The organism is Burkholderia sp. SIMBA_051 (assembly GCF_046534915.1).
GTDB lineage: Bacteria > Pseudomonadota > Gammaproteobacteria > Burkholderiales > Burkholderiaceae > Burkholderia > Burkholderia ambifaria.
In genome coordinates, this window is sequence record NZ_JAWRXS010000005.1 from 439,789 (window position 1) to 458,863 (window position 19,075).

A 19,075-nucleotide genomic window follows, 5' to 3' on the forward strand; every position below is an offset into this window, starting at 1 on the left:
CGGGTCATGCGACCTTGAACTGCCCGACCGTCGTCGCGAGCGCGTTCGCCTGCGTCTGAAGTGCGGTCGCGGCCGCGGTCGACTGTTCGACGAGCGCCGCGTTCTGCTGCACCATTTCGTCGAGCTGCGTGACCGCGCGATTCACTTCCTGGATGCCGCGCGTCTGCTCGTTCGCCGCGTGCGTGATCTCGGAGATGATCGTCGTCACGTTGGCGACGTTCGACACGATCTCGCGCATCGTGTCGCCGGCCTGGCGCACCTGCCCCGAGCCGGCCGACACGCTCGCCACCGTCGACTCGACCAGCACCTTCACCTCGCGCGCGGCTTGCGCGCTGCGTTGCGCGAGGCTGCGCACTTCCTGCGCAACGACCGCGAAACCGCGGCCCTGCTCGCCGGCGCGCGCCGCTTCCACGGCCGCGTTCAGCGCGAGGATGTTGGTCTGGAACGCGATGCCGTCGATCACGCCGATGATGGCGCCGATCCGGCCCGACGCTTCCTCGATCTTCCCCATCGTCGCCACCACGTCCGACACGACCACGCCGCCGTGCGACGCGATCCGCGAGGCCGCGGCCGCGCGTTCGTCGGCCTGGCCGGCAGCCGCCGCCGACTGACCGACCGTCGCGGTGATCTCTTCCATCGACGCGGCCGTTTCCTCGAGGCTCGCCGCCGCCGATTCGGTGCGCGACGACAGGTCCTGGTTGCCCGCGGCGATTTCGTTCGCGGCCGTGCGCACCGATTCGCTCGCGTCGCGGATCTGCCGCATCACGTCGTTCAACTTGTCGACGAAGCTGTTGAACGAGCGCGCGATATCGGCCACCTCGTCGCGGCCTTCCGCCGGCAGGCGCTGCGTCAGGTCGCCCGTGCCCGAGCCGATCGACGCCATCGCCTGACGCACCTGCGACAGGCGGCGGAATGCGGTCGTGGTGATCGCGCCGATGATCAGCGACGCGACGCCGACGATCACGACCAGCGTGACCAGCGACGCGGTCAGCAGCGAGCGCATCCCGGCCGTCGCTTCCGACTTGTCGAGCAGCACCAGCGCATACCAGTCGGTGCCCGGCACGGCCTGCGCGCGCGCGAGCTTCGCGTCGCCGCCGACGTGCACTTCGACCGGCGCGGTGGCCGCAGCCAGCGACGCGGCGCTCATGCCGCCGAGATCGGGCGACACGTCGGCCACCGGCTTCAGCGTGAGCTTCGCGTCGGGATGCGCGACGACGTGGCCGTTGCTGTCGATCAGCATCCCGAAGCTCGCGGGCGTCGGGTGGATCGACTTCACGTTCGCGATCACGCTGTCCATCGCGACGTCGGCCGCGACGACGCCCTTCAGCGCGCCGTCGCGCAGGATCGGCACCGCGAACGTGACGACCAGGTTGCCGGTGCCCGCGTCGACGTACGGCGGCGTGACGACCGGCTTGCCGGCCTGCGCGGCCTGCTTGTACCACGGGCGGCCGGTCGGATCGTAGTCGGGCGGGATGCCCGTCGGGTCGGAGAAATGGAACACCTTGTCCGCGTAGCCCGCGTATACGTTCGTGAAGCCGCCGGCCGCGGCCATCTGCTTGAACGCCGGCAGCGGATCCGGCGACAGCGCGGCGTCCTGCAGCGACGCGATCATCCGGCTCCTGGTCGCGACCCAGTCGCCGATGCCGACCACATGGCCGCTCGCGACGGAAGTCAGGTTGCGGTCGATCGCGTCTTCGTTGTACGAGCGCGCGATGAAATAGTTGATCAGCGTGGTGGCGACGAGCGCGAAGACGACGATGGCGACGCACGCGGCAAGAATACGGGTCCGGATGGACGAAAACATGGCAACGACTCGGTAAGGAAGCGGGACCGCCCGGTGGACGGATTCACCGGGTAAACGGCATCCGCGCCGCTTACTTGAGGCCGTTGCGGCAATTCAATGAAACATGTGAAGAAAGGCGCTGCCGGCGCGCAAGCGCGTTGTAAGGCGCGCGGGCGGCGGTTTGCGCTGCGAGATGGCGAGCGTACCGGTCGAACGCCGGCCGCGGCCCCAGCGCACGAGTGACGTTGATCGCGGCGAGCGTCCGTCACAAACGGCGATCGGCACGCGTGTCCGGCTCCTTGTGCTGCGTACCGGACGAGGTGTCGCGCTCGAGGTCGTCCTGTCTGCGCATCCGTTCGCGCAGGTGACGAATCGCGAACACGTGGATGTAGTCGTGCACGCGGGCATCGGACGACAAAGCACGCACTTCGTCGTCGAGCATCGTGCGCAACTGGTCGTCGCCGATCTCGCGCTGTTCGGCGACGGCTTTCAAGGCTTCAAGCATGGTGTCCTGTTGTGACATCGACGGGCTCCTGACGGTCGAGGAACGAAAGGAAAAAAGACGCTACCGGAAGATTAAGGACTGAACGGCCGCCCGGCGTACGATGCGCCGAAGCGTGTTTGCGCGCGATCAACGACACCTTGCGTGCCGCCGCGCCGATCGATTGCCGGATCGGCCCGCGCGCGGGATTCGCGGTGCACATGGCCCGCGAACGACTGGAAGGATTGCCACGCCACCCCGAGGCGCGGCACCGCCGTTCGCGCGGACGATGGAACCGTCGCGCGACGCCGATGCAGTGAGCAACTTAGACCGGTCGAAATCCTGCGTCAAGCAAAGCGCGCCGGTCGCGATTCGTCTGTTTTTATGCACGCATCGCCGCGCGCACATGGCGTGCCGCGGGCCGCGCGTCGCGCCGCGGCGGTCGAACGCCGGTGCCGTTTGTCAGCGGATTCCGATACGCCGCACGTAATGTCTGACAACGAGTTCAGCGCGCGCCGATTGGCAGCGCGGTATCGGTGACGGATACTGATGTCATGAACGATACGTTCATATCCGGTCATCGCTCAGCCGGCCGTTGAGTCGGCATGCGGGGTCCGGCGCAGGAGACCAATCATGGGACATCGCAATTTCCCGGCCCGGGACGGACGGCGGCGCACGCCGTCCGCGCCCGCCGCGCCGGCCGGTATCCAGCCGCCCGACGATCTCGACGCGTTGCTCGCGATCGCGCGCGAAGCGGGCTTGCTCGTGATGCTCGACGGGCAGATCGGACGCGAAAAATACCAGAGTGTCGCGGGGTCGGTGCTCGCGCTGCAGCGGTTCGCCGCTGCGCTGCGCGCGCGGGCCGACGCCGACACACCGGCCGTTGCCGTCGCGGAGCCGCGCCGCAAGGGGCGACCCGGCTGGCCGCGGTTGCGCAATCGCACACCGGGCGGACGAGGACATCCGCATGGCGTGCGTCGCGGCGCCTGCGTATGCCGCATCACCCGCCGCGGGCGCGACCAGCGAACGATGCGCTACGGATGAGAGCCTGAACGCAGCAGGCGCGGCACGGGGCCGCGCGATGGCTGCGACGACCGCGCCACCCAATTCGGCCGCGAGCGCTGCGCGCCTCGCTTTGCCGTCATTCGCGCCGCTCCGCCGTCGCGCGATCGCGTGCCACCACGCGCCGATTCATCCGGCGACATCGATTAAGACAATACCTGCGAGGAAAGTAGTCTGCACGGGGCCAGGAAGCGGACGGGGTGAGATACACCCCGTCCGTCGTTCCAAGGCAGCCGTCGGCCGCCTACCCTCGTGCCGGAGAGTTCTTGATCGGCTCACGCGCCACGCGATGCGCGGCACGGCTCCGGAAATCGGTTGATCGCAACGACCTCGGGCATGGGTGCGTTCGGCGTGCGTTCGCGCGGTTCGAACTCGGCGCGTCGAATCGCCACGTCACGTACGGACGACAGCCGGTCCGCCCCGCCGGACGTCGTGTCACTGTCTCACGCGCGGCGCACGACGTTTCTGATGCAGGTCAACGAAAGCCCGCTTCACGTGCATCGCCCTGCGATCGTCACGCGTCGCCACGCACGAGCAGCACCGGCACCTGCGCGAGATGCGCGACCCGGCGCGCGACGCTGCCGATCAGCCAGGCCGCGATGCCACGCCGGCCGTGCGTGCCGACCACCAGCAGTTCCGCATGCCAGTGCACCGCGTCGCGCATCAGTGCATGGGCGACGTCGTCGCTGGTCGGACGGGTTTCGACGATGCCGCGCTTGGCCGGGTTCCCCGCCGCATGGAACAGCGGGCCGATCCGGGCCAGCGCATCCTCGCCTTCCGCGCGATAGGCGTCCTCGAGCGCGCGCACCGGCACGAGATCCGTCAGACGCACCGCGCGATCGACGACATAGGCCGCGTACAGCAGCGTCGTCGGCGCCGCGAAGCCGAGCCCGACGCGCACCGCGTGCAGCGACGGCTCGCTGCCGTCGACCGCGAACATCAGGCGCTGCAGCGGGCCGTCCGCCGGCCGCGCATAGTCGGCCGGCACGATCAGCAGCGCGCAGCGTGCGCGCGCGGCCAGCGTGTCGGACATCGCGCCTTCGACGAGCCGCAACAGCCCGTGGTGCGGATTCGCGCCGACCACGAGCACGTCGGCATGCCAACCCGACGTCTCGTTCGCGAGTGCATCCGCAACCGTACCGCCCGTGACCGACGTATCGAGGATCACCTGCTCGACGGCCACGCCGCTGCCGGCGAACAGTGCGGCGGTGCGTTCGAGTGTCGCCTGCGCTTCGTGCATCATTTCCTCGCGCGCCGATGTCAGCAGCGCGTCAACGCGCGGGATGTCGGGCAGCACGAGGCGCGGATTGTCGATCGCGCAGACGATGCGCACCTGCATGCCGGGACGCAGCAGCGTTCGGGTATAGCGCGCGGCGGACAGCGACTCGGGCGTCAGATCGACGGCCAGCGCGATGCGCGCGAGCGGCGGGATGGTCGGGGTGGTTTGCATGGCGAAGGCCTCTGTGGACGCGTCGTCGCGGACGACGACCGAAGCTTCGCGCGGCAGCGGCACGCGGCGGGCAGAAGGCCGGCGTGGCGCGGGATCGGTGGATGGCCACGCGAAGCGCGGACAAGCAATTCCGACAGGATATGACGTCCGGCCGACGCGTGCATGATCGTGATCAATGGGCGTGCGGGGCCGAGCTACGCCGCGTGCGCATGTTCGGCGCGCGGCGCGGCGGATTTTCGCTGGTTCGCTTACGGGATCAGAGGTTTCGCGCCAACCGAGTTTCGCGCGAACGAGAAGCGCTAAACCGGCGGCGGAATCGGAACGTGCGCGGCACTGCGCGCACGATTCACTTCGACAGCGTCGCGCGCACCGTATATTCGCCCTCGAGCGGCGCGGCGTGAGCCGGCCGCACGAAATACCGCGACGCATCCGCATCGGCCGGCATCGGTTCGACCGGATAACCGTGCTTCTCCCACGCATCAAGCCCGCCCTTCAGCGCCCTGATGTTGTGGAGCATCTTCTTGCGCTGCATCTTTGCGATCAGACGCTTCGCAGTCGCCTCGTTCGGGCACACGCAATACACGACGATCGGCCGCTTCAGCAGCTCCGGATCGAGCAGGTCCGGCGAATCGAGATCGACCGGCAGCGCACCGGCGATCCGGTACGGCTCCCGTTCGCGAATCGCGCGCGGCCGCGCATCGAAGATCAGCGGCGGTTCGTTCGACGTCATCATCTCGACGAGCTGCGGCGGCGAGATGCGCAACTGCGCGAGGTAGCGGCGGAATTGCACGCGACGCACCCAGCGGTACAGCACGAACGTGATGAAGATCGCGAGAAACGCGTCGAGGATCGTACCGCCGCTCGCGCGCACCCACAGCACGAACTGGACGATCTGGTCATGCACGGCCGCGCCGCCGACGAGCCAGACCGCGGCCCACAACGACGCGCCGGCCAGATCCCAGAACAGGAACACGCCGACACCGATCGCGGTCGTGCCGAGCAGCGGCGCCGACACGAGGCCGAGGCCAGGCAGGAATTTGGAGATGACGAGGAGCGGCGCGCCGTATCTTTCGAATACATTACGCGCGAAGCGCAGCGTCGTGTCGAGCGACAGCGAGAAGCGCACGAGCCCGTTCAGCAAGCGCCGCCCGCGCGTGCGGCCCATGAAGAACCACAGCGAATCGGCAAGCATCGTCGCACCGATCGCCGCCACGAACATGCTCGTCCAGGACGCCTGCCCCATCGCCGCCATCGTACCGCCGAGAATCAGCATCGGCACAGCCGGCACCGGCACGCCGAGCTGCGTGATGAGTACGCTCGCGAACACGGCCCACGGGCCGAGCGACGAGGGAATTGCAATGGGAAAGTGCCACACGGCGGCGCTCCTGGAAGACATGCGGACCGTGCGACGGAGGCGGCCGTCGATACGGCTGGCAGCGACCGCCGCGGCAGGTCCGCGGCCGATCCTGCACCACGTTGCATTCTAAACGGGTTTGGTCGGGACCGCGCGGAACGGCTGTCGTCTGCGGCAGCCGGCACGTTCACGCGTCAGGACGCTGCGCGAGCCCCGCGACGTATTCCGCGTACTCGGGAAACGCGGCGGCCAGTGCGGTCGCGTCCGCGAGCTCGAATTCCGCGAACTCGAACCCGGGCGCGACCGTGCAGCCGACGAGCGCGACGTGCTCCGGCGACGCGCAGCGCGCGCCGAACCAGCGTCCGGCCGGCACGACGGCCTGGAACACGGTGCCCGGATGCGTGAGCGGGTTGCCGAGCCGATGGATCGTCAGGCCGTCTTGCTCGTCGAGCACCCACACTTCGAGCGGATCGCCCGCGTAGAAATGCCAGACCTCGTCGGAACGGATCCGATGCCACGACGAATACGCGCCGTCGCACAACAGGTAGTAGATCGCGGTCGACGCCGCGCGCGGCGCGCCGTCGGCAGGACGCACGACGGTATCGGCCGCGCGGTAGGTTTCCCGGAAATAGCCGCCCTCGGGATGCGGCTGAAGATCGAACTGGTGAATCAGGTCGGCGGCGGAAATCGGCATGGCGGATGACGTCGGTAAGGTAGGAAACCGGGCACGCGACGCACCGCGCGGGCCGATCGCACATGCAATCTCCCGCACCGTCGCGTGCCGCTGCGTCGATCGCCGCGGCCATGCACGCGGCGACGGGATCGCGCGCGAAACCCGCGCGACGATGAAGCGGACACCGGTCGATGCTGCCAGAAGTGCCGGTCACGATGCAACCGGGGCGATGCGATCACGCCCCTGCATGGCCGCGCAGGCGCGGCCCGCTGACCGATGTACCGGACGCGCGACCGACAACGCGGTCACGCCGTCACGCCTTCACGCCGCCATCCGCCCGGCCGCCCTTTGCCGCTCGCACCTGACCGCCTGACCACATGAACGCATGAACGCCTCAGCTCCGCACCACAGTCATCGCGCGGTTGCCACCGCGGCCGGCTCGTCGTGCCGCACCAGCAGCACCGGCCGGTCGGCCGAGCGCAGCAGCGATTCCGCGACACTGCCGAGCAGCAGCCGGCGCAATCCGTGCCGCCCGCTCGTCCCCATCACGATCAGATCGGCACCGACCTCGGCCGCCGTGCGCATCAGCACCGCGGCGACGTCCTCGCCGTACGCGTCGAGCGCGCGCACGGTACCCGGCACATGCTCCTGCGCGAGCACCGCTCGCGCGTCGTCGAGCACGGGCGTCGCCGCGGCGGTCGCCGCCGCGTCGCGATCGCGTTCCGCCGCAAAACCCGCATCGACGTCGACGAGCTGCGGCCGATGCTCGACGACATACGCGCACGTCACCTCGCCGCCGGATGCCAGCGCGATCCGGATCGCCTCGTTCAGCGCGAGACGCGCGCTTGGGCCGCCGTCGAGCCCGACGAAAATCCGCTTGTACATGGTCCGCCCTCCGACCGGGCACGCGCCGCGCATCGCGCCACGACACGCCCGTCATCGCGAGCCGGCCCGATGCCGGCTCGTCTGCCGAACAGTCTGCCCCCACATGCCGACGCGTCCGTTGACGCGCGTCAATCGCCGCCGGAACGCCCGACTAGCACGTTTTTAGCTGACCCTATTACAAAAAACCAATAAAACGCGCACAATTTCAGCTTCAAATCAAACGTTCGCACGCGGCCGGTGCGAGTTTTCGCCGGTTTTGCCGCACCGCCCGAGCGCCACGGGCGGCCCCGACACCAGAATGGCCAATCGAATGACCGCCAGTGGCACCCCGTCGCGTGACGCCCGAGGGCCCACGCGCCTTCCGACCATGTTACGCCAGCCGCTCGTGGCTGGCGTCGCTGCACTGTTCGCCGGCGCGGCGCTGTCGCTCGGCGTCGCGCTGCTGGTGCGCGAGCAGTGGCAAGGCGTCGTGCATACGCGCTTCGAACGCCGCACGTCGCACGTGACGGCGATGCTGCGCCACGAGTTGCAGACCGGCGCCGCCGTGCTCGAAAGCGCGCGCGGCGCGTTCCTGCTCGCGCCGCAGATGACACCCGAGCAATGGCGCCGGTATGCCGACACGCTCGAGCTCGACAGCGGCCGTTCGCCGGTCCGGCAGCTCGGCTATGCGCCGCTGTCGCCCGCGACACGCAGCGCGCTCGCCGGCGACGCGCCGCTGCCGGCCGGCCCGTTCGCGGTCGCGACGCTCAGCGCGCCGCTGTCGAGCGCGGCCGGCGCGCGCTTCGGCGCACCGGATCAGGCGCCGCTGGTACGCGCGCTGCGCACCGGCAATGTCGCGCTCGGCATCCACCCGGCCGACGACGATACGTCCCGCGATACCCGCATCCTGATGCTGTTCGTGCCGGCGACGCCATCATCGCGCACGCCCGTCACGCCAGCCGGTGCCCATGACACGGGTGCTGGCGGCGTGCTGTTCGCGGAACTCAGCCCGAATCGCGTGGTGGAGCGCGCGCTCGACGCGGAACGCGGGCTCGACCTGCGGATGAGCGCCGGCGACGATCCGCATCCGATCGCGAGCGCGGAGACGACGACCGACGAGGCCTCCACGTCGCCCGACCTGATGCGCCGCACCGACCAGCTGAATTTCGGCGGCACCGTGCTGACGCTCGCCTATTCCGCGGACGGCCGCCCGAGCGCGACCGGCGCGCAGCGCGCGGCGGGCACGGTGCTCGCCGCCGGGTTGATCGCGTCGTTCGCGTTCGCGACACTGATCCATGCACTGCTGCGCGGCCGCGCCGGTACGGCCGATACCGGCGCCAGCAGCCGCGGCATCCTCAACGAGGCGCGGATGATGGGCATCATCCGTTCGTCGATGGAAGCGATCATCACGATCGACGAGAAGCAGACGGTCGTGATCTTCAACCCGATGGCCGAACAGGTATTCGGCGTGTCGGCGATGGAGGCGATCGGCGCGCCGCTGTCACGCTTCATCCCCGAGCGGTTTCGCGCCGCGCATGCGAAGCACGTCGACCAGTTCGGCGTGACCGGTGTGTCCGAGCGCCAAATGGGCCGCCAGCGCGTGCTGTTCGGGCTGCGCGGCAACGGCGAGGAATTCCCGATCGAGGCGTCGATCTCGCAGATCCGCGATGCGTCGGGCAAGCTCTATACGGTGATGCTGCGCGACATCACCGAGCGGCAGCGCGCGGAGAATGCGCTGAAGCAGTCGCGCGAGGAATTGCGCGAACTCTCGGCGAACCTGCAGAACGTACGCGAAGAGGAAAAGACCCGCATCGCGCGCGAACTGCACGACGATCTCGGCCAGCAACTGACCGCGCTGAAGATGGACCTGTCGGTGATCGAGCAGCAACTGCGCGCGCCGGGCCGTGCGCAACCCAACGACGACGTGCTGTCGCACCTGCAGGGCATGCGCCGTCTGATCGATGCAACCGTCGCGTCGGTGCGGCGCATCGCAGCCGACCTGCGCCCGGTGATGCTCGACGATCTCGGCCTCGTGCCCGCGATCGAGTGGCTGGCGAACGACTTCACGAACCGCTACGGCATCGACGTCGAACGCCACATCGAAACGGGCGGGCTCACGTTCACCAGCGCAGGGGCGACCACGCTGTTCCGGATCGTCCAGGAAGCGCTGACGAACGTCGCGCGCCATGCCGATGCGACACGCGTCGCGCTGCGGCTCGACATCGAGGAAGGCTTCTGCGTACTGCGGGTCGCGGACAACGGCCGCGGCGCGGCACCGGGCGGCAGCGCCCACGAGGACAAATCGTTCGGGCTGATCGGCATTCGCGAACGCGCACACATGCTGGGCGGCAACGTGACGATCGACACCGCGCTCGCGCGCGGCTTCTCGATCACCGTCGCCTTCCCGCTCGGCACAGTTCAACAGGAAACCACCCTCACATGATCAAGGTGCTCATCGCCGACGACCATACGCTCGTGCGCGACGGTCTGCGGCACATCCTCCAGAACGCCACCGGATTCGAGGTGGCCGGCGAAGCGTGCGACGGCCCGTCGACGATCGCGCTGGTTCGTTCGACGCCCGCGCAGGTGCTGGTGCTCGACCTGTCGATGCCGGGCCGCAACGGCGTCGAGCTGATCAAGCAGATCAAGGACGAGAAGCCCGCGCTGCGCGTGCTCGTGCTGACGATGCACGCGGAACAGCAATACGCAGTCCGCGCGTTCCGCGCCGGTGCATCGGGCTATCTGACCAAGGAAAGCGCGAGCGCCGAACTGGTCGGCGCGGTGACGAAGGTTGCGTCGGGCGGCGTCTACGTGAGCCTCGCGATGGCCGAGCAGTTCGCGCAGAGCCTGAACGAGCCGGCCGAGACGCTGCCGCACCAGCGGTTGTCCGATCGCGAATTCGACGTGTTCCGCCGGATCGCCGCCGGACAGACGCTGACCGAGATCGCGCAGGCGCTGTGCGTGAGCGCGAAGACGGTCAGCACCTACAAGACCCGGATCCTGGAAAAGATGCAGATGCCGCACGAAGCGGCGCTGGTCCGCTATGCGATGCGGCACAAGCTGCTCGACGAAACGGACGACGTCTAGCGCCTGTTCACGCTAATCACGGGCTTGCGGCGGCCCCGGGCCGTGCGGGCCCCGCGGCCGGCCGGCCGGACGCCGCCGCTGTTACTTCGCCGGCACCGGGCACGCGAGATCGCCTTCCTCGCAGGACAGATACCCCTTCAGCGTCTCGTTGCGGATCTTCGTCAGATCGTCGAGGCAGGTCGACACGACCATCGAATATGCGCTGCCACCTTCGGCATTTGCGCTGGAGAAGTTGCATTCGGCATCGCGGTAGGCGATCCACGCGCGCTGCCCATTCACGAGTTTCTCGGCGAGCGGCTTCGCATCGCGCAGGCGCGCGGTGACGGCCTGGTAAGTGCGATTCAGCTCTGCGTCGGATTTCTTGTACGCGCGATCGGCACACGCCGTCATCGCCGCCTGATCCGTCGTTTCCGCACAATTCGCCTGCGCATGGGCAAGGTTCGCCGTCAGCGCGAGCGCGCACAGCAGACCGGTCAAGACACGCATGGATGCTCCTGTTTGTTTTCGTTGATTGGTGGAACCTCGTGCCGGGCTTGCCGCCGCGCCTCGGCGCGCGGCATCGCGGACAAGCCGGCGCCACGCCATCCGCCACGGCTGCCGTGGCGTGGCGAGGCCGACCGCGATGCTAGCGCACGCGCGGCGGATTGTCAGCCGGCGCCACGCGAGCGGCGGACGCAAAAAAGCCTGCACTCGACACGAGTGCAGGCCTTTCGATACGGCGTCGCCGGCGGCCCGCAGGCCGCGCCGCGAATGGCTTAGTGACCGAAGTACACCGACGAACGATCGGCCGCGGCCGGCACCGTCACGCGTTGGCCCGACTGCGACGTCGCGACCGGGTTCGAGCCGTAGCCCGTTGCATCAGCCTGCGCGCCGGTGTTCTGGGCTGCTGCGATCTTTGCCTGTGCGGCCTGGATGTTTTCCGGATAGTTCATCCAGTCGTTCGGGTTGTAGCCGGCCTTCTCGAGCTGGACCAGCTCGGCACGCACTTGCGCGCGCGTCAGCGGCTGCTGGTTCGATTGAGCGAACGACACGATCGGTGCGGCCACCAGTGCGGCCAGTGCAACTGCCTTGATCAGCGATTTCATGATGCGTTACCTCCAGATTGTTTTGTCAGGCGCTTCGGACTCGGTAGTCGTTGCGCATGAGTGAAAGTCTAGGCGGCTCGGCTATCAGGGTAAATACTTAAATCGCGAATTCACTGTTGACCGAATTCCGTACAATTTCCGCGCATTGGGTCCAATCATCAGAAGATTAGCGTCACATCCGCACCCAATTACACCGGGGCCATGAACGATGCCGCCCGATGATGTGAAGCGGCGGCCGCCCGTCAGGGGACGTGATCGGCCTCCGTGCTTTCCACCGACAGGTCGAACAGCAACGCCTTCAGGCGGATGCGGTCGGCCGCGGCGATTTCGCTGAACGCAGCGTGATGAAGCGTCCAGCCCGGCGTCGCGGGCTCCGCGTGCACCGCGCGCACCGTGGCGTCGAGCGCCAGCAGCGCGATACGATCGCCGTCCATGTACGGCAGCTGCACGCGCAACGGCTCGCCGGCTGCGGCGAGCGGCCGGTCGACCGCGATCGACAATCCGTTCAGGCTCAGATCGTGAACGATGCCGATGCCGTCGGCCTGTGCCGCCCCGCCGGTGCAGCAGGCCGCGATCCGTACCGGCACGCGCGGCTCGACGCGCGTGCGCAACCGATCGACGAAGCCCGGCGGCGACAGCACCATGAACGGCGCGCCGCCTACCGTCTGCACCGCCTCGACCGTCGCCCCGAAGCGCGACACCGCCGAGCGGCCGATCGCGACCGCCTCGACGTCGTCGCCGCGGGCGAAATCGAACACGGCCGACGGCCGCGGTTCGACGAACAGCACGCCCGACGCGCCGATCCCGATCAACCGGCAGCGTTGCAGCACGCGGGCCGCACCGACCCGCCGGCGGATGCCGATCGCGGCGCCGGCCGACAGTCCCATGTGGGCGGCCGCCGGCACCGTGTCGCCGTCGGACGTAGCGGGTCCCGCGTCATCGCGCCTGCGAACGGGCCGGAAGTGATCGAACAGGAAGTCGTGCTGCGCGGGATCGCGCAGCGTGGCGCCGGCGGGCAGCAGCGCGGCGCCGCCCGCATCGTAGAGATCGAAGCCGAGCGGGACGCCGGCGGCGACGTCATCGCGCGCGAGCGCGACGTAATCGGTGATGAGCGGCATCGGAATGGCGCGGAACGGCCGCGCGAGCTGTCGTGACAACGTGATTACGGCAGCATCGCGCGAAATCTGAACGACTCGTTACTCCGAACCGCTGGTCGCGTCGGGTGAAGCCGGTGCCGGTGCCGGTGAAGGTGCCGGAGCTGGTGAAGGTGAAGGTGAAGGTGCCGGCACGGTGGAAGGCGCCGTGGCTGGTGCGGAGCCGAGGCCGCCGCCACCGGTATTGCCGGAACTCGCCGCGCTGCCTCCCCCCGCCGCCGGCGGCTGCACGGGCTGCGATTGCGACGCGCCCGTCGACAACGCGGCGGCCGACGCCGCCACCTCCGACGCCGGGATCCATTCCTCGACGATGCCGCCCGATGCCGGCCCGGGCGCCGACGCGGCGGACGCGGCCGACGCCTCGTCTGTGTCCTCGTCGGGCTGACGCTCGATACGCTGGGTCCTCACGGGCGCCGGCTCCTGCTTCGATTCGGGGCCGAACCAGCCGTCGAACAGGTCCGTCACCCGTTCGCGCGCCGACGCGAACCAGCCCGGCGACGGCTCGGTGTCGAATTTCAGCTTCGTGTCGACGATGCGGGCGCGCTGCGCGCGCTGGAAGAAGTCGCCGACGATCGGCAGCGCGCTGTGCGCGCCTTGCCCCCAGTAGTCGCTGCGCAGCGTCACGCGGCCGTCGTCGAAGCCGACCCACGCGCCTGCGACCAGCCCGGGCTGCATCAGGATGAACCAGCCGTCCGCGTTGTCCTGCGTGGTGCCGGTCTTGCCGGCCACGTCGCCGCGAATCCCGAAGCGCGTACGGATGCTGCCGCCGGTGCCGCGCGTGACAACGTCGCGCATCACGTCGAGCAGGGTCTTGTCGGTTTCCGCGTCGAGCGCGCGCTCGGGCGGCGCCGGCGCGTATTCGGCGAGCACGTCGCCCTGGCGGGTCTCGATGCGCGTGACCATTTGCGGCTCGACGTACAGCCCGCCGTTCGCGATCGTCGCGTACGACGCGACCATCTCCTTCAGCGTCACGGGGCTCGTGCCGAGCGCGAGCGACGGCACGCGCTCGAGCGGGCTCTCGCGCACGCCCATGTCGCGCGCGAGCCGCGCGACGGCCGCCGGGCCGACCTTCTCCATCACCTGCGCGGTGATCCGGTTGCGCGACAGCGCGACCGCGTCGCGCAGCGTCATCGGCTTGCCGGTGGGCGGCGCATCGTCGTTCGGGCGCCAGATCTCGCCGCCCTTCAGCGGAATCTCGATTGCCTGGTCGACGAACGTGTCCTCCGGCTTCATCCCGTTCGCGAACGCGGCGCCATAGACGAACGGCTTGAAGGTCGAACCCGGCTGGCGCCGTGCCTGCGACACGTGATCGAACGGCTCGTTCGTGAAGTCGCGGCTGCCGACCCACGCGCGGATCTGCCCGTCGCGCGGATCGATCGCGACGAAGCCGGCCTGCACGTCGGTCTTCGCCTTGCACAGCGCGCGCATGAAGCCTCGATCGGCGGCGAGCTGCTTCATCGCGGCCGCATCGTCCTTGCCGGCGTCCTGCGCGGCCTTGTACTCGGGCGACTCGCGCATGAAGGTGCGGAACACCTCGTTGTCGGTGCCGCAGCCGTCGCGGCCGCTCCACGCGTTGTTCGCGATCCCCTGCAGCTGGTTCGCCTGCTGCGTGAGCGCCTGGGTCGCCATCTGCTGCAGCCGCGCATCGATCGTGGTGCGCACGATCAGCCCGTCCGAGTAGATGTTGTAGTCGTTGCGGTCGGCCCAGCCGATCAGCCATTTGCGCAACTGCTGCGCGAAATGCGGCGCGGGCCCCGGCGGCTCCTTCTGGCGCTCGAAATCGACGCGCAGCGGCCGGCGCTGCAACTGCGCGAACTGCGCCGGCGACAGCTTGCCGTACTTCACCATCTGGCCGAGCACCGTATTGCGCCGCTGCAGCGCGCGTTCGGGGTTCAGCACCGGGTTGTAGTAGCTGTTGCCCTTCAGCATCCCGACGAGCGTCGCGCTGTCGAGCACGTCGAGCTGGTCGGCCGACTTGTCGAAATAGGTGCGCGCGGCCATCTCGACGCCGTACGCGTTGTACAGGAACGGCACCGTGTTCAGGTAGGTCTCGAGGATCTGCTGCTTGCTATAGATGGCCTCGATCTTCAGCGCGGTGATCGCCTCCTTCACCTTGCGCGTGAGCGTCGGCGCGCGGCCGATCTCGTCCGGATACAGGTTGCGCGCGAGCTGCTGCGTGATCGTCGAGCCGCCCTGGCGGTTGCCGGAGAACGTATGGAGCGCGGCCGACGCCGTGCGCTTCCAGTCGAGTCCATGGTGCTCGTAGAAACGATGGTCCTCGGTCGCGATCAGCGCATCGACCATGTGCGGCGAAATCTGCTTGAGCGGCACCCATTCGCGGTTCGACGGCTTGAATTCCGCCAGCAGCTTGCCGTCGGCGGACAGCACCTGCGCCGGCTGGTCGACGCGTGCCTTGCGAATGTCGCCGATGCCGGGCGTGAACGGAATCAGCGCCAGCACGTACAGCAGGAACAGCACCGGCACGGCGGCGGCCGCGAGCAGCACGCTACGGCGCGTCGGATGACGGAGACGGCGCCAGGCGGTGGCCAGCACACGCTTGACGGGCACGGCGGCAGCGGCCGCGACGGGTTGGGCGCGCGCGACCCATTTGGCACAGAGATCACGCACTGACGACACGTTTCGGCGATTCACGCGGGTGGGGGATCGGCTGGAAAGGCAGCATCGTACCAAAACTCGCGCGGCACACCGGCCGGCGGCCGTGCCAACCCCGTGCGAATGGCACCCGCCCGCGCAGTTTCACGACAAAAAAGGCGCGCGCCCCGCAAGGGAACCGCGCGCCAAGCCTGGTACAACCCGATGCCGTGCGCCGGCGTTCAGCGCACGAGGAATCCGTAGGTCAGCGGATCGCGCTCGTCGACGATCCAGTTCGCGAACCCGCAGATGTGCGCGCTGCCCTCCACTTCCGGAATCACGGCCGGGATGTCGCCAACCATCGTCTCGCGCAGCACGCGCCCCTTGAACACTGTGCCGACGATCGACTCGTTGACGAGCGTCTCGCCGGCCGCGAGCAGGCCGCGCTGGTACAGCTGCGCGACACGTCCGCCGGTGCCGGAGCCGGTCGGCGAGCGGTCGACCTCGCGATCCGCGAACACGCAGCAGTTCGCTTGCGTCGAGCCCGGATGGCGCGGCGCATTCGCGATGATCGTGCCGTAGATATGGTTGATTTCCGGAATCTCCGGATGCACGACCGGATACTTCGCGTTCGCGGCGGCCTTCACTTCGGCGCCGAAGCGGATCAGCTTCTCCACCGCCGCTTCGCGCACCGGCAGGTCGAACGGCGCACCGTCGACGTAGAAATAGAACGCGCCGCCGTACGCGATGTCGCCGGTCACGGTGCCGAACGACGGCGTGTCGACCGACACGTCGCGCCGCCAGATGAACGACGGCACGTTGACGAAGCGCACGGGCCCCGCGTGCTCGCCGTCCCATTGCACGAACGCCTCGATGAAGCCACACGGCGCATCGATGCCGACGCGCGTCTCCGGCACCGTGCGCTGCACCCAGCCGAGTTCAACCGCGGCGGTCGACAGCGCGATCACGCCGTGCCCGCAATGGTCGCTGTAGCCCTCGTTGTGCAGGAAGATCACGCCGAAATCCGCGTTCGGCGACACCGGCTCGGTCAGGTAGCCGCCGTACATGTCGGCGTGGCCGCGCGGCTCGAACATCAGCGCACGGCGGATCTCGTCAGCGTTCTCCTTAAGCCACGCGCGGCGCTGGACGATCGTGTCGCCCGGCAGGCGCGGCAGCCCGCTCGTGACGATGCGAAAGGCTTCGCCGCCGGTATGGACTTCGACGGTCGAAAGGGATCGGGAAATTTTCATGAGGATCGAAAGCGGGAAGACGAAGGACGGCGCCGCGGCGCCGTCCGGGGGCGATTACTTCGCGTACGGCTCGGGCAGCCCGTTGCGGATCACGTAGACGGTGGTCGGCGCGCCCTTCAGGTCGCCGTGTTCGTCGAACGAATAGGTGCCCGCGACACCCGCGTAGTTCGATTTCGCCAGTTGCGCGATCAGCTTCGCCTTGTCGGTGGTCGTGCCGGCCTTGACCATCGCGTCGGCGAGCAGCTTCATGCCGTCGTAGTAGTTGACGCCGTAGACCTGCGTCTCCGTGTGATAGGTGTCGTGGTACTTCTTCAGGAATGCGCGGCCAGCCGAGGTTTTCTCGAGCGCGACGCCGCCCTGCGCGCAGTAGACGATCGACGCGGCCTCGCCCGCGACCTTGCCCATGTCGGCCGAGCAGATGCCGTCGCCGCCGAGCAGCTTCGCGCGCAGGCCGCGCTGCTTCATCTGCTTCGCCATCGGCGCGCCCTGCGCCGCATAGCCGCCGAAGAAGATCACGTCGGGATTGCTGGCCTTGATCTTGGTGAGAATGCCGAGGAAATCGGTCGCCGACGAGCTCGTGTACTCCTGGTCGACGATCTTGATCCCGTTGGCCTTCGCGACGTTCGCGAACTGCTCGGCGACCCCCTGCCCGTACGCGGTGCGATCGTCGATGACCACGGCGGTCTTCGCGTTCAGCGTCTTCGCGGCGAAGGTCGCCATCGTGCCGCCGAGCTGCTCGTCGCTCGCGCCGATCCGGAAGATGTTCTTGAAGCCCTGGCGCGTGAGCGCCGGGTTCGACGCGACCGGCAGCATCGGCACGCCGGCATTGGAGTACACGCGCGACGCGGGAATCGCGACGCCCGAGTTGTACGGGCCGAGCACCGCGACGACGCCCTTGTCGACCAGGCTCTGCGCGACCTGCACGCCCGCCTTCGGGTCGGCCTGGTCGTCGTCGGACACCAGCTTGAACGTGACCGTCTTGCCGGCCACTTTCACACCCGCCTTGTTGAGCTCGTCGACGGCGAGGCGCGCGCCGTTTTCATTGTCCTTGCCGTTCGCGGCCTGCGGGCCGGTCAGCGGCGCCGAGTGGCCGATCGTCACGACTTCCTGCGCGTGCGCGGAAGTCAGCGCGCCGGCGGCAACGGCCACCGAGAGCGCGGTAATGAGGTATCGCATGGTGTCTCCTGATTGGTTTTGTGTGAAACCAATGTAGGACACCCATGGTCACGACGCAAGCAATTTCAAAATACTATTTACGATTCTGGTCATATTTCAGACCAGAATGCCGTAGCGTGCGTTACTTCGGCGTGATGTCGCGCCGCACGCGGAGAATGTGCTGCTCCACGTAGAACGCGGCTGCATCGGCGTCGCCGGACACGATCGCCTCGTAGATCAGCCGGTGCTCGGACACGTAGAGCCGGATCCGGCCCGCGTCGTAGATGCCGTCGTCCTTCAACCGTTTCCACAGCGGCTGGTCCATCGTCTTCGCGACTTCGTCGGCGATCTTCACGATCAGCGCGTCGCCGGTCATCAGCGCGAGCTGCCGGTGGAACAGCCGGTCGCTCTCGTTCCACAGCGCGCGCTGCCGCGGGTCGTCGACATCGGTGATGGTTTCCATCTGCGCGAGATAGCCTTCGGCGATCGGATCGGCTCGGCCATGCGCGGCCGCGAGGCGCGCGATCGCGGGCTCGAGGATGAGCCGCACGTCGAGCGTCGACGTCGGGCTGAAGTCGGCATCCGGCGCGCTGCGCGGGTCGCCGCGCTGCGCGAGCACGTCGAGCGGCGCCGGCACGACGTAGGTGCCCGAATTGCGCTTCGTGAACACCAGCCCTTCGTTCTGCAACGCGCCGAGCGCCTCGCGCACGGCCGGCCGGCCGACCTGGAACAGCGCCGCGAGCTCGCGCTCGGACGGCAGCCTCGAATCGGCCGGATAGTGCCCCGCGCGGATCTCGTCGCGGATCTTCTCGGCGACCTGCTCGTAGATCTGCAGCGGCCGGAAACCGGCTTCAAGGGATTCGGGACGCGCGGACATCATCTGGGGCTCCTGCCAGGTCGGGGGCGTGGTTCGGGAATGGTGCGCACGATACCGCAGCGCAGCGGGCCGGCACGTGCGACGGCCCATCTGGACGGATATTAGAACCAAAATCGGTCATCTGCCTGATTTTACGGATTGCCGGTTGGCCATCAACTGGTATAGATTTGATCCAGACCGCCTGCCGTGGCTATTTCCGGCAGCTTTC

The 19,075-nt window shown here is 68.4% G+C and carries 18 protein-coding genes; 5 read left to right on the forward strand and 13 right to left on the reverse strand.

Annotated features, from left to right (window positions below; all coding sequences use genetic code 11):
* Positions 1 to 4 precede the first annotated feature (4 nt).
* Positions 5 to 1,804 carry a methyl-accepting chemotaxis protein gene (locus SB771_RS15060; protein WP_105831028.1) on the reverse strand — a complete coding sequence of 600 codons (1,800 nt, stop codon included), beginning with the start codon at positions 1,802 to 1,804 and terminating at the stop codon, positions 5 to 7.
* A gap of 244 nt (positions 1,805 to 2,048) precedes the next feature.
* On the reverse strand, positions 2,049 to 2,306 hold the full coding sequence (locus SB771_RS15065; RefSeq protein WP_011658797.1) for a DUF3562 domain-containing protein: 258 nt from the start codon (positions 2,304 to 2,306) through the stop codon (positions 2,049 to 2,051).
* A 98-nt stretch (positions 2,307 to 2,404) separates the two neighbouring features.
* On the opposite strand from SB771_RS15065, the gene SB771_RS15070 reads away from it, so the two are divergent.
* Together SB771_RS15070 and SB771_RS15075 are read left to right on the forward strand one after the other, a co-directional pair.
* Positions 2,405 to 2,584 (forward strand): hypothetical protein, encoded by a 180-nt coding sequence (locus SB771_RS15070; protein WP_175659258.1) that lies wholly within the window; start codon positions 2,405 to 2,407, stop codon positions 2,582 to 2,584.
* 313 nt (positions 2,585 to 2,897) lie between these two features.
* Positions 2,898 to 3,308: a hypothetical protein gene (locus tag SB771_RS15075; protein ID WP_175659259.1), complete on the forward strand. Its 411-nt coding sequence runs from the start codon at positions 2,898 to 2,900 to the stop codon at positions 3,306 to 3,308.
* A 532-nt stretch (positions 3,309 to 3,840) separates the two neighbouring features.
* On the opposite strand, the gene SB771_RS15080 is transcribed toward SB771_RS15075, so the two are convergent.
* From SB771_RS15080 to SB771_RS15090, 3 genes are all read right to left on the reverse strand, one after another.
* A complete protein-coding gene (locus tag SB771_RS15080; protein WP_011658794.1) occupies positions 3,841 to 4,776 on the reverse strand; it encodes a universal stress protein in 936 nt (311 codons plus the stop codon).
* A 346-nt stretch (positions 4,777 to 5,122) separates the two neighbouring features.
* The gene (locus SB771_RS15085) at positions 5,123 to 6,151 is read right to left on the reverse strand and encodes a DedA family protein/thiosulfate sulfurtransferase GlpE (protein ID WP_126225383.1); all 1,029 of its coding nucleotides are present in this window, start codon (positions 6,149 to 6,151) and stop codon (positions 5,123 to 5,125) included.
* 166 nt (positions 6,152 to 6,317) lie between these two features.
* Complete coding sequence (locus SB771_RS15090; RefSeq protein WP_175659260.1) at positions 6,318 to 6,824, reverse strand: cupin domain-containing protein; 507 nt, start codon at positions 6,822 to 6,824, stop codon at positions 6,318 to 6,320.
* Here SB771_RS15090 and SB771_RS15095 point away from each other — a divergent pair.
* Positions 6,823 to 7,176 (forward strand): hypothetical protein, encoded by a 354-nt coding sequence (locus SB771_RS15095; protein WP_175659261.1) that lies wholly within the window; start codon positions 6,823 to 6,825, stop codon positions 7,174 to 7,176. The two genes, SB771_RS15090 and SB771_RS15095, sit on opposite strands and share 2 nt — an antisense overlap.
* Before the next feature lie 38 nt (positions 7,177 to 7,214).
* Here the strand turns inward: SB771_RS15095 and SB771_RS15100 are convergent, their stop codons facing one another.
* Complete coding sequence (locus tag SB771_RS15100; RefSeq protein WP_175659262.1) at positions 7,215 to 7,688, reverse strand: universal stress protein; 474 nt, start codon at positions 7,686 to 7,688, stop codon at positions 7,215 to 7,217.
* Positions 7,689 to 7,998: 310 nt separating this feature from the next.
* On the opposite strand from SB771_RS15100, the gene SB771_RS15105 reads away from it, so the two are divergent.
* Both SB771_RS15105 and SB771_RS15110 read left to right on the forward strand, forming a co-directional pair.
* Positions 7,999 to 10,110, forward strand: coding sequence for a PAS domain-containing sensor histidine kinase (locus tag SB771_RS15105; RefSeq protein ID WP_175659263.1), 2,112 nt, complete (start codon positions 7,999 to 8,001; stop codon positions 10,108 to 10,110).
* The gene (locus tag SB771_RS15110; RefSeq protein ID WP_006755659.1) at positions 10,107 to 10,754 is read left to right on the forward strand and encodes a response regulator transcription factor; all 648 of its coding nucleotides are present in this window, start codon (positions 10,107 to 10,109) and stop codon (positions 10,752 to 10,754) included. Before SB771_RS15105 ends, SB771_RS15110 begins: the two co-directional genes overlap by 4 nt.
* 81 nt (positions 10,755 to 10,835) lie before the next feature.
* On the opposite strand, the gene SB771_RS15115 is transcribed toward SB771_RS15110, so the two are convergent.
* From SB771_RS15115 to SB771_RS15145, 7 genes are all read right to left on the reverse strand, one after another.
* Entirely contained in the window at positions 10,836 to 11,240 is a 405-nt protein-coding gene (locus SB771_RS15115; RefSeq protein WP_175659264.1) for a lysozyme inhibitor LprI family protein, read from the reverse strand.
* Positions 11,241 to 11,509: 269 nt separating this feature from the next.
* Positions 11,510 to 11,839: a DUF4148 domain-containing protein gene (locus tag SB771_RS15120; protein WP_011658781.1), complete on the reverse strand. Its 330-nt coding sequence runs from the start codon at positions 11,837 to 11,839 to the stop codon at positions 11,510 to 11,512.
* A 242-nt stretch (positions 11,840 to 12,081) separates the two neighbouring features.
* Positions 12,082 to 12,957: a PilZ domain-containing protein gene (locus SB771_RS15125; protein WP_175659265.1), complete on the reverse strand. Its 876-nt coding sequence runs from the start codon at positions 12,955 to 12,957 to the stop codon at positions 12,082 to 12,084.
* A gap of 78 nt (positions 12,958 to 13,035) precedes the next feature.
* Positions 13,036 to 15,630: a penicillin-binding protein 1A gene (locus SB771_RS15130; protein ID WP_175659266.1), complete on the reverse strand. Its 2,595-nt coding sequence runs from the start codon at positions 15,628 to 15,630 to the stop codon at positions 13,036 to 13,038.
* 197 nt (positions 15,631 to 15,827) lie between these two features.
* Entirely contained in the window at positions 15,828 to 16,835 is a 1,008-nt protein-coding gene (gene lhpH / locus SB771_RS15135) for a trans-3-hydroxy-L-proline dehydratase (protein WP_175659267.1), read from the reverse strand.
* Between the two features lie 54 nt (positions 16,836 to 16,889).
* Positions 16,890 to 18,011, reverse strand: a complete 1,122-nt coding sequence (locus SB771_RS15140) for a branched-chain amino acid ABC transporter substrate-binding protein (RefSeq protein WP_105831018.1) — start codon at positions 18,009 to 18,011, stop codon at positions 16,890 to 16,892.
* A 121-nt stretch (positions 18,012 to 18,132) separates the two neighbouring features.
* Positions 18,133 to 18,870 (reverse strand): FadR/GntR family transcriptional regulator, encoded by a 738-nt coding sequence (locus SB771_RS15145; protein WP_175659268.1) that lies wholly within the window; start codon positions 18,868 to 18,870, stop codon positions 18,133 to 18,135.
* Positions 18,871 to 19,075: the final 205 nt, after the last annotated feature.

What these genes read in the sequence shown, in the direction of transcription:
- SB771_RS15120 (WP_011658781.1), bottom strand. Translation starts at nt 11,839, where the DNA reads ATGAAATCGCTGATCAAGGCAGTTGCACTGGCCGCACTGGTGGCCGCA.
- SB771_RS15145 (WP_175659268.1), bottom strand. Translation starts at nt 18,870, where the DNA reads ATGATGTCCGCGCGTCCCGAATCCCTTGAAGCCGGTTTCCGGCCGCTG.
- SB771_RS15110 (WP_006755659.1), top strand. Translation starts at nt 10,107, where the DNA reads ATGATCAAGGTGCTCATCGCCGACGACCATACGCTCGTGCGCGACGGT.
- SB771_RS15125 (WP_175659265.1), bottom strand. Translation starts at nt 12,957, where the DNA reads ATGCCGCTCATCACCGATTACGTCGCGCTCGCGCGCGATGACGTCGCC.
- SB771_RS15080 (WP_011658794.1), bottom strand. Translation starts at nt 4,776, where the DNA reads ATGCAAACCACCCCGACCATCCCGCCGCTCGCGCGCATCGCGCTGGCC.
- SB771_RS15100 (WP_175659262.1), bottom strand. Translation starts at nt 7,688, where the DNA reads ATGTACAAGCGGATTTTCGTCGGGCTCGACGGCGGCCCAAGCGCGCGT.
- SB771_RS15075 (WP_175659259.1), top strand. Translation starts at nt 2,898, where the DNA reads ATGGGACATCGCAATTTCCCGGCCCGGGACGGACGGCGGCGCACGCCG.
- SB771_RS15115 (WP_175659264.1), bottom strand. Translation starts at nt 11,240, where the DNA reads ATGCGTGTCTTGACCGGTCTGCTGTGCGCGCTCGCGCTGACGGCGAAC.
- SB771_RS15140 (WP_105831018.1), bottom strand. Translation starts at nt 18,011, where the DNA reads ATGCGATACCTCATTACCGCGCTCTCGGTGGCCGTTGCCGCCGGCGCG.
- SB771_RS15060 (WP_105831028.1), bottom strand. Translation starts at nt 1,804, where the DNA reads ATGTTTTCGTCCATCCGGACCCGTATTCTTGCCGCGTGCGTCGCCATC.
- lhpH (WP_175659267.1), bottom strand. Translation starts at nt 16,835, where the DNA reads ATGAAAATTTCCCGATCCCTTTCGACCGTCGAAGTCCATACCGGCGGC.
- SB771_RS15065 (WP_011658797.1), bottom strand. Translation starts at nt 2,306, where the DNA reads ATGTCACAACAGGACACCATGCTTGAAGCCTTGAAAGCCGTCGCCGAA.
- SB771_RS15105 (WP_175659263.1), top strand. Translation starts at nt 7,999, where the DNA reads ATGACCGCCAGTGGCACCCCGTCGCGTGACGCCCGAGGGCCCACGCGC.
- SB771_RS15090 (WP_175659260.1), bottom strand. Translation starts at nt 6,824, where the DNA reads ATGCCGATTTCCGCCGCCGACCTGATTCACCAGTTCGATCTTCAGCCG.
- SB771_RS15095 (WP_175659261.1), top strand. Translation starts at nt 6,823, where the DNA reads ATGGCGGATGACGTCGGTAAGGTAGGAAACCGGGCACGCGACGCACCG.